The organism is Aquirufa sp., assembly GCF_044239315.1.
Taxonomy (GTDB): domain Bacteria; phylum Bacteroidota; class Bacteroidia; order Cytophagales; family Spirosomataceae; genus Aquirufa.
Map to the genome: position 1 here is coordinate 1 of NZ_JBIIBQ010000039.1, position 8487 is coordinate 8487.

Annotated in this window: 8 protein-coding genes; 6 read left to right on the forward strand and 2 right to left on the reverse strand. The window is 39.0% G+C overall.

Translation table 11 applies throughout. The features are described 5' to 3' along the window. The 3 genes from ACILP5_RS10910 to ACILP5_RS10920 all read left to right on the forward strand — a co-directional run. The coding region (locus ACILP5_RS10910; protein ID WP_395618678.1) for an AMP-binding protein at positions 1-1432 on the forward strand (1432 nt) is incomplete at its 5' end. A 17-nt stretch (positions 1433-1449) separates the two neighbouring features. Next, on the forward strand, positions 1450-2841 hold the full coding sequence (locus ACILP5_RS10915) for a BamA/TamA family outer membrane protein (protein WP_395618679.1): 1392 nt from the start codon (positions 1450-1452) through the stop codon (positions 2839-2841). Between the two features lie 181 nt (positions 2842-3022). After that, the gene (locus tag ACILP5_RS10920; protein ID WP_395618680.1) at positions 3023-3580 is read left to right on the forward strand and encodes a hypothetical protein; all 558 of its coding nucleotides are present in this window, start codon (positions 3023-3025) and stop codon (positions 3578-3580) included. Here ACILP5_RS10920 and ACILP5_RS10925 read toward each other — a convergent pair. Together ACILP5_RS10925 and ACILP5_RS10930 are read right to left on the reverse strand one after the other, a co-directional pair. Further along, positions 3577-4629: a branched-chain amino acid aminotransferase gene (locus tag ACILP5_RS10925; protein ID WP_395618681.1), complete on the reverse strand. Its 1053-nt coding sequence runs from the start codon at positions 4627-4629 to the stop codon at positions 3577-3579. The two genes, ACILP5_RS10920 and ACILP5_RS10925, sit on opposite strands and share 4 nt — an antisense overlap. A gap of 12 nt (positions 4630-4641) precedes the next feature. Next, on the reverse strand, positions 4642-5193 hold the full coding sequence (locus ACILP5_RS10930; protein ID WP_395618682.1) for a cob(I)yrinic acid a,c-diamide adenosyltransferase: 552 nt from the start codon (positions 5191-5193) through the stop codon (positions 4642-4644). Positions 5194-5326: 133 nt separating this feature from the next. On the opposite strand from ACILP5_RS10930, the gene ACILP5_RS10935 reads away from it, so the two are divergent. The 3 genes from ACILP5_RS10935 to tyrS are packed head-to-tail and all read left to right on the forward strand — an operon-like array spanning position 5327 to position 8313. Next, on the forward strand, positions 5327-5791 hold the full coding sequence (locus ACILP5_RS10935; protein ID WP_395618683.1) for a hypothetical protein: 465 nt from the start codon (positions 5327-5329) through the stop codon (positions 5789-5791). Then, positions 5788-6996 (forward strand): S-adenosylmethionine:tRNA ribosyltransferase-isomerase, encoded by a 1209-nt coding sequence (locus ACILP5_RS10940; RefSeq protein WP_395618684.1) that lies wholly within the window; start codon positions 5788-5790, stop codon positions 6994-6996. Before ACILP5_RS10935 ends, ACILP5_RS10940 begins: the two co-directional genes overlap by 4 nt. 24 nt (positions 6997-7020) lie before the next feature. Then, a complete protein-coding gene (tyrS, locus tag ACILP5_RS10945; protein ID WP_395618685.1) occupies positions 7021-8313 on the forward strand; it encodes a tyrosine--tRNA ligase in 1293 nt (430 codons plus the stop codon). Positions 8314-8487 lie beyond the last annotated feature (174 nt).

An 8487-nucleotide genomic window follows, 5' to 3' on the forward strand; every position in this document is an offset into this window, starting at 1 on the left:
TATTGCAGCTGCAGGGGGTATATCTGTACCCTTTTATGCTACGTTAACAAAAGAACAACTCAACCAAGTTTTGGTACATTCTGAATGCCAAATCCTGATCGTGGGAAAATTGGATCATTGGGAAAAAATAAAGGAGGGAATTCCAAAACACATCATATTAATTCATACTCCTGAAAGTTCTGAAAAAACAGGTGAGCAATGGGCTGATATTTTGGAAAACACGGCAGAAATCTCAAAGCTGCCTTCTCCAAAACCGACGGACATTGCGACTATCGTATACACATCAGGCACTACCGGAATGCCTAAAGGAGTTATGATTACCTATGGAGGCATTGAAGCAGGAATTAATATGGCGCGCGAAATCGCATTATTAGACCAACCCGACACCCGTTTCATTTCTTACCTACCCCTCTGTCACATTGCTGAACGAAATTTTGTAGAATTTGCAGCAACAGCAGCAGGAGGAACCATCCACTTTGTTGAAAACCTTGACACCTTTTCTAAGAATCTAGCCAGTGCTAGACCGACTCATTTCTTGGCGGTACCGCGTATATGGGCTAAATTCCAAGAAGGAATTTTACAAAAAATTGGAGGTCAAAAGAAACTAAACCTACTACTTAGCATCCCGGTAGTCAAAACGCTCATACAGAAAAAGATTCAAAAAGGACTCGGATTAGACCAAACTACCTTAGCTGTTACTGGCGCAGCGCCAATTCCAGAAGAGCTTCTACTATGGTTTCAAAGACTGGGTATCTTTATACAAGAAGCTTACGGGATGACAGAAAACATGGGCTTAACTACACTTATGCCACGCAATCAAATCAAACTAAGTACAGTAGGAAGAATTCATCCAGATTGCGAAACACGCATCGACTCAGATACTAATGAAATCCAGATGCGAGCGCCTTATAATTCCACCGGATACTTCAAAGAACCAAAGCTTACCCAGGAATTATTTACCGAGGACGGTTGGTTAAGAACGGGAGATCAAGGAAAACTGGATCAAGAAGGCTTTATTTCCATAATCGGTCGCGTTAAAGATAACTTCAAAACTGCCAAAGGGCATTATGTAGCCCCTGCACCTATTGAAAATAAATTAAATACACATGAATTTATCGAACAGGTTTGTGTGGTGGGAGTTAATTTGCCACAACCAATTGCTTTACTTGTATTAAGTGCTCTGGGTAAGTCAAAAGAGACCGCTGAAATTAAGGAGGCTTTTGAAGCGCTTCGCAATGAAGTAAATCCTGTATTAAAAAATTATGAACATTTACGTAAAATGATCATTGTAAATGACGATTGGACTATCGAAAATGAGTGTTTAACGCCCACCATGAAGATAAAAAGGCCATCTATCGAGCAAAAATACCATACTAACTTTGAGAGTTGGTATGCGCACCAAGAGACGATTGTTTATGAACTAATGGATTAAAATTTTTACCTTGCAAGGTGAATTGTCTCCGCCTTTCTTTACTAATTAGCTGCTGCTTTTTTCTTTTGCAAAAGGCTGAGGCTCAATACGTAATTATTGATAGCGTCCTATTTAAAGGCAACGAAAAAACCCGAGAGAACATACTTAGAAGGGAATTGGATATTTTTCCTGGAGACACATTGCAAGTATCTGAGCTGGATTCTCGAGTGGAATTTAATAGACGAAAGTTAATTAACACCAGTTTATTTATTTGGGTAAAAGTTAATTCTCATATTAATAACGTTCCAAATCACATCACGATTACTTTTGAGTTTTTAGAACAATGGTACCTGTTAGGCTACCCCATTTTCCAATTAGCAGATCGAAATTTAAATGATTGGTGGGCCAGAGGCGGTTCATTGGAACGAATAATTTATGGAGCACATTTAATCCATAACAACTTTAGAGGCAGAAATGAAAGACTTAGTTTTAAAGCCGAAACTGGTTTCACTCAACGAATAGAACTAGGTTATTCAAACCCCTACTTAGATCGTAAAAAAACGCTAGGACTTGGAGCTGCTTTAGCTTATACAACAAATAAAAATTTAGTTTTCAGAACAATTAATGATACGTTAAACATTCTGAATAGCGATAAAATTCTTAGAGAAAGATGGAGCGGAGCTTTGAGTTTTAGAAAACGACTCCGCTTTTATGATTTTCATTTCGCTGAAATGAAATTTAGCCACACCAGCATTGCAGATACCATTAGAAAATTGAATCCTAACTATTACTACAAAGGATCAAAGGAGCAAAACTTCCTCCAATTGACTTACGCATTCTCCTATGATTTCAGAGATTTTGCTCCCTACCCTCTTAGAGGGAGAAAGATTGATTTTGGTTATAATTATTACGGTATTCTTGCTAAAGAAGGCTTAAATTATTGGGACTTTAAAGCTTCTGTCGCCTATTTCTTTGAACTTGGGTCAAATTTTTTCATCAGCTCCCAATGGAAAGGTAAAGTAACCCAAGCAAACAAAAATATCCCCTATGCGAACATTCAGGGCCTTGGCTATGGAGGCGATAATGTACGTGGTTATGAATTGAATGTAATCGATGGCACAAACTACTTGCTGTCTAAAAACACCTTCAAATACCAGCTATTTAATAAAATAATTCCGATAAGATTTATACCCTATAAACAATTCAATCAAATACCTATTTCTCTGTATCCTTCCTTATTCTTTGACTTTGCTTATGTATACCAAGCGCAACCAGAATTAACCTCTAGTCGATTTTCGAACCGTTGGATCTATGGAATGGGAGTTGGTTTTGACATAGTTACCTATTATAATTTCGTCTGTAAATTAGGTGTTCCTTTAATTAATAGTGGGAAATCTGGCCTTGTAGTTAGTATAGGTAGGGAGTTTTAGACAAAAAAAAGCCGGTCAAGGACCGGCTCATTTTAAAAATACCTAACCACTAATAATCTTAAATATCTTAAAGAGCAAAACCCATTTAGTACATAATTTTTCCAAAAATAACATTTTTTATTATCAATGACGAAATTCATCTATTTTTGACAAATAAAATCATTCGACTTAAAGCAATTGTATGAAAAACCCGTTAAATAAACTAATAGTTCCATTGATGGCCCTATTTGTTTTTCTTAATTCCTGCAATCAAGATAAGCAAAATGAAAATAAAGAAACAGCTAAAAATGAAAAATTAGTATCTGCCTGGGAGGATAGTGGAGAATGGGTACAAAAACTAAGCCTAAGCCCAGATAAGGTAATTCGTAACGCGACGTGGGGCCAAGATATGATGAGCCTTAAAGACACCTTAGAGTTAGCAGAAACACAACCAGAAAAAGGAAAGTCTTATACCTTGTATTTTGATGATACAGATTTAAACTTCAGTGATATAACCTATGTTGCAAACGAAGAGAATAAAATCGAAGAGATAAACTTTGATATTTTCGTTGATTCAGCTGACGATGTGCAGCCTTTAATTGATCAATGGAAAGGCTATTTAGACGTGAAATTTGGGCCTTCAGAGGTAAAAGGAAAAAGTATACTTTGGACTAAAAACAATAATACCCGAATCCTTTTAGAGAATGTAAGTACTCCCAAGGATCCAGGTATTAAAATTAGCTTTAAAGCCGTTCATTAAATTTTATAAATCCAGCCGCGTGTGTCTGCGATTTCGCCTAAACGAATTTGGTTGATCTCGTTAAACACTTTTGCCGAAAAATCACTCTCCTTACGAGCTGGTAATTCGTAATCTTTTCCTTCAAAACCAATCGTCTGAATAGGCGCAATAACAGCAGCTGTTCCAGCTCCGAAGGCCTCAGTCACTGTACCAGAGGTAATTCCTTCGACTAATTCCTTCACGGATAAAAGACGCTCTTGGACTTCGAAGCCCCAGTCTTTGGCAATCTGAATCACTGATTTACGAGTCACACCATCTAAAATAGTATCTCCCGTGGGTGCTGTCACAAGTGCTCCATTAATGATAAATAGTAGATTCATGGTACCTGCTTCTTCCACATACTGATGCGTTGCCGCATCCGTCCAAATGATTTGATCATAACCAGCTTTGTTAGCCTGAACAGTGGGGTATAATGAACCTCCATAGTTACCTGCATTTTTCGCAAAACCCACTCCACCTTTCGCGGCACGGATAAATTCTGTTTCTACGCGAACCCGTAAAGGTTTCGTATAATAAGAACCCACTGGGCAATTGAAAATAATAAATTTGTAAGTAGTAGAAGGTGATACCCCTACGTACTCATCCGTTGCAAACATAAAGGGTCGTATATACAAAGAGGAGCCCTCTTTTTCCGGTACCCATGCATTATCTAATTCGAGCAATTGCTTTAAACCACCTAAGAAAATCTCTTCAGGTACTTCTGGCATACACATACGAGCCGCAGACTTGTTAAAGCGCTTCATATTTTCCTCTGGACGGAATACTAATACCTCTCCTTTTTTCGAGCGATAAGCCTTCATTCCTTCAAAAATAGATTGTCCATAATGAATGGACATCATCGCTGGCTGATAAGACAGTGCACCATAAGGTTGAATTTGGACAGATTTCCAGGCTCCGTCTGCATATTCAGCGACAAGCATATGATCAGCAAAAGTTCGGCCAAAAGCCAAATGGTCAAAATCAACCTCGCTCAAGCGAGATTTAGGTGTTTTTTGAATGGTAAATTGCATAGGTTTTTGTTTCTACTTGCCGGAATTCCATGGTATCTCGGGGATATCCAATGAATGATGTAAATAACGGCACAACATAAATAAGTAATCTGATAATCTATTCAAATAGGCGATCGCTGTCGCATAATCTTCTTTTTCTTCTTCCTGTACCCAGCGAATCAGGCTACGTTCCGCTCGGCGACAAACGGTACGGGTAATTTGGGCAGCAGCGATAATCGGATGTCCTCCCGGTAAAATAAAGAAGCGCATAGGTGCTATTTTACCATCTATTTCATCAATCATTTTCTCAATTGCCACGATATCGTGCAATGAAATTAGCTTCATGTTACCTAAATATTCTTTCGAATCGCTGGCAACATGTGCACCCAAAACAAATAAGCTGGACTGAATGGATTGCAAATATTCCGCTAGATGCGGCTCCATTTGACAAACTAATGCACCAATATGGCAATTCAGTTCATCAATATCCCCAATCGTATCCATGCGAACATTTGATTTAGACACTCCTTTACCATCCGCTAAGCGGGTAAATCCACCATCTCCATTCTTCGTATAGATTGCCATTTTATAGGGGTTATTCACAAAAATAATAGAAATAAAGATTAGGTCGGTATGATTTTCAAAACTAATTTTGTGCACATTTTAATCAACTATGTCGATAGACCATTTTGCATCCCGAGTTTGGCGAATTTTGTCCATGGTGGCGTTCGGAGTTTCTTTGTTATTTATTTACAGAGGCCTTCCCGATCCGACTGCGGTGCATTTTGGTGAAACAGGGAGAGGCGATGGATTTTTACCCAAGGAGGAAGTCTTTTACTTAGTAGCGGGTATCGTCACATTGCTTAATGTATTAGCCCTTTTATTAATCAAGGCAATTGATAAAATCCCCTTATCTAACTGGGGGAAAATGCTACCTGTTTTCGCTGAAAAAGGCGACGAGACCATTAAAAAAACGTTTATTAATTGGTTGCACTTTTTCCCTGCTATCATCAATACGTATTTAATTCTAGTGATGCGTGCCCTTTTGATGTTAAATGACGAAAGAACTTACCAAACAGACTATAGTTACATACCTTCATTAGGTATCGTATTCCTATTGATTTGGTTGATTTACTTACCCGTTCGATTATTTGCAAGTCCTAAATTCATAGAGGAACTATGAGTATTCAAATGCCGAATATTCTCATTCAGGCCTTTGATTATCCCCTACCTGAATCGAAAATCGCACAATTCCCTTTAGCTAACCGACATGATTCTAAATTGTTGGTATATCAAGATGGCTTGATTAAACATGAAGCTTTTCGACAATTAGCGGATCAGCTCCCAAAGAATGCTTTATTACTATTTAATAATACCAAAGTAATCCCCGCTAGAATTCCGCTATTTAAAGAGAATGGTGTGGCGATTGAGCTCTTTTTATTACACCCAATCTCCGACTCTGCTCCCACAGAACAGTTGATGGAGGTTAAAGGAGAAACTGCTTGGGAATGTTTAGTCGGAAATAAAAAGCGCTGGAAAGAGGGTGATGTCCTGAAAAAAGGAGATTTGGCTTTCTCTTGGGTTGATCGGGAGCAAAATCACATTCGAATCAGCTGGGACACGGATAAGAGTTTTGCCCAGATTTTGGAAGAAATAGGTAAAATACCCCTTCCTCCTTACATGGAGAGAGAAGCACAAGTTTCGGATGCAGAAAGGTATCAAACCTTGTTTTCCGAAAAGCAGGGTGCCGTAGCCGCACCTACCGCAAGTTTGCACTTCTCTGAAGAAGTTTTAGCCGATATTGATCGATTAGAGATTCAAAAAGCCTACCTCACTTTACACGTAGGAGCAGGTACATTTTTACCTGTAAAAGAAGAAGACGTCAGTAAGCATCCGATGCACCGGGAACAAATCGTCTTTACTCCTGAATTAATTCAATCACTTTTACAACATACAGGGCCCTTTATTCCGGTGGGAACAACTTCACTTCGTGCCTTGGAAAGTTTGTATTGGAGTGGGGTTTGGTTGTTAGAAAATAAGCCTTTGGAAAACGGCTTACTTATATTGCCAAAAGAATTCGTCTATGAAGCGCGCGAAAGGAATTATTCCAATGAAGAATCGTTGAATGCCGTATTGTCGTATTTGAAAGACAACGATAGAAACTATTGGGTCGCTGAAACAGAGTTATTAATTATGCCAGGTTATCAGCTTCGCTTCTGTGATGCGATTATTACAAATTTTCACCAACCTAAATCTACCTTACTAGTCTTAATTGCCGCTTTAATTAGTGAGGATTGGAAGAAAGTTTACGATTCCGCTTTATCGAACGAGTACCGCTTCCTGAGCTATGGTGATTCGTCTCTATTATTTAAAAAGCAGGATATTTAGTATTTTTGCAAAAAGCAATCAGTTATGACAAATTTCATTGAAGAATTACGTTGGAGAGGGATGTTACACGATATGATTCCTGGTTTAGAGGATCAGTTAGCCAAAGAAATGACGGTGGCTTATATCGGTTTCGATCCTACTGCACCGAGTCTTCACATTGGAAATTTAGCTGCGATTATGCTCTTAAAGCATTTTCAACTAGCTGGCCATAAGCCGATTGCCTTGGTAGGAGGTGCCACCGGAATGATAGGCGACCCATCGGGTAAAGCGGCTGAACGTGATTTTCTTTCAGAAGATACGCTTAGGGCAAATCAAGTCGGTATCCAGGCTCAATTAGAGAAATTCTTAGAGTTCCACGGCGGTGCAAATTCGGCTGAATTAGTCAATAATTACGATTGGTTTAAAGAATTCAGCTTCCTAGGTTTCCTACGTGAAGCGGGCAAATTCTTAACCGTTAATTATATGATGTCCAAAGATTCAGTTAAGAAACGCCTAGAAACCGGCATTTCCTTCACTGAATTCTCCTATCAATTATTACAAGGATACGATTTCTACCATTTATACAAGAACAAAAACGTGCGCCTTCAAATGGGCGGATCTGATCAGTGGGGCAATATCACCACCGGTACTGAGATAATTCGTCGCAAAGAAGGACATGATGAAGATGCAACAGAACGCGCCGCTTTCGCCTTAACCACTCCTTTAGTAACAAAGGCTGATGGGACTAAATTTGGTAAGTCAGAATCGGGCAATGTTTGGCTAGATCCAACTAGAACTTCTCCTTTTGCCTTTTATCAGTTTTGGCTAAATGCAGCAGACGCTGACGTTCCTCGTTTAATCCGCGTGTTTACTTTATATACCAAGGACCAAATCGAAGAAATGGAACGCGCTCATGCAGAAGCACCACATTTACGTATTCTTCAAAAGGCCATAGCCGAAGAAGTTACCACACGTGTTCACGGAGCAGAAGTTTGTGCCTTAGTGATTGAAGCTTCTGCCCTACTCTTTTCTAAAGACGCAGTAGAGCTTTTAAGTAACGCTTCAGATGCATTAGTAGCACAACTGCCGGTTTACGAAGTATCTTCTGCTTTATTATCTGAATGCCAAAACTTAACCGACCTCATCAGCGTAGGAACAGAATACTTAATTTGTTCTTCTAAAGGTGAAGCTAGAAAAGCGATCCAAGGCAATGCCATCAGTGTAAACAAGGTTAAAATTACGGACCCTGCATGTCCACTAAATTTCGACAAAATCAAAGGTCAATTCCTTTTAATCGGAAACGGAAAGCAGAAAAATTATATTTTATCCTTCAAATAGTCTAGGATTCTTCCTCTGCTTGAAAAAAAACAAAAAAATTAGAGTGCAGGTTTGTAGATTATAAATTAATCCTACATCTTTGCACTCCCAATCGCTAGGAACAGACGGTTTCTAGAGCAAGACTGAGAGTAGATTAGGTGATTAAGTTCACGACAGAGCGGGTTGCTTTGTTTG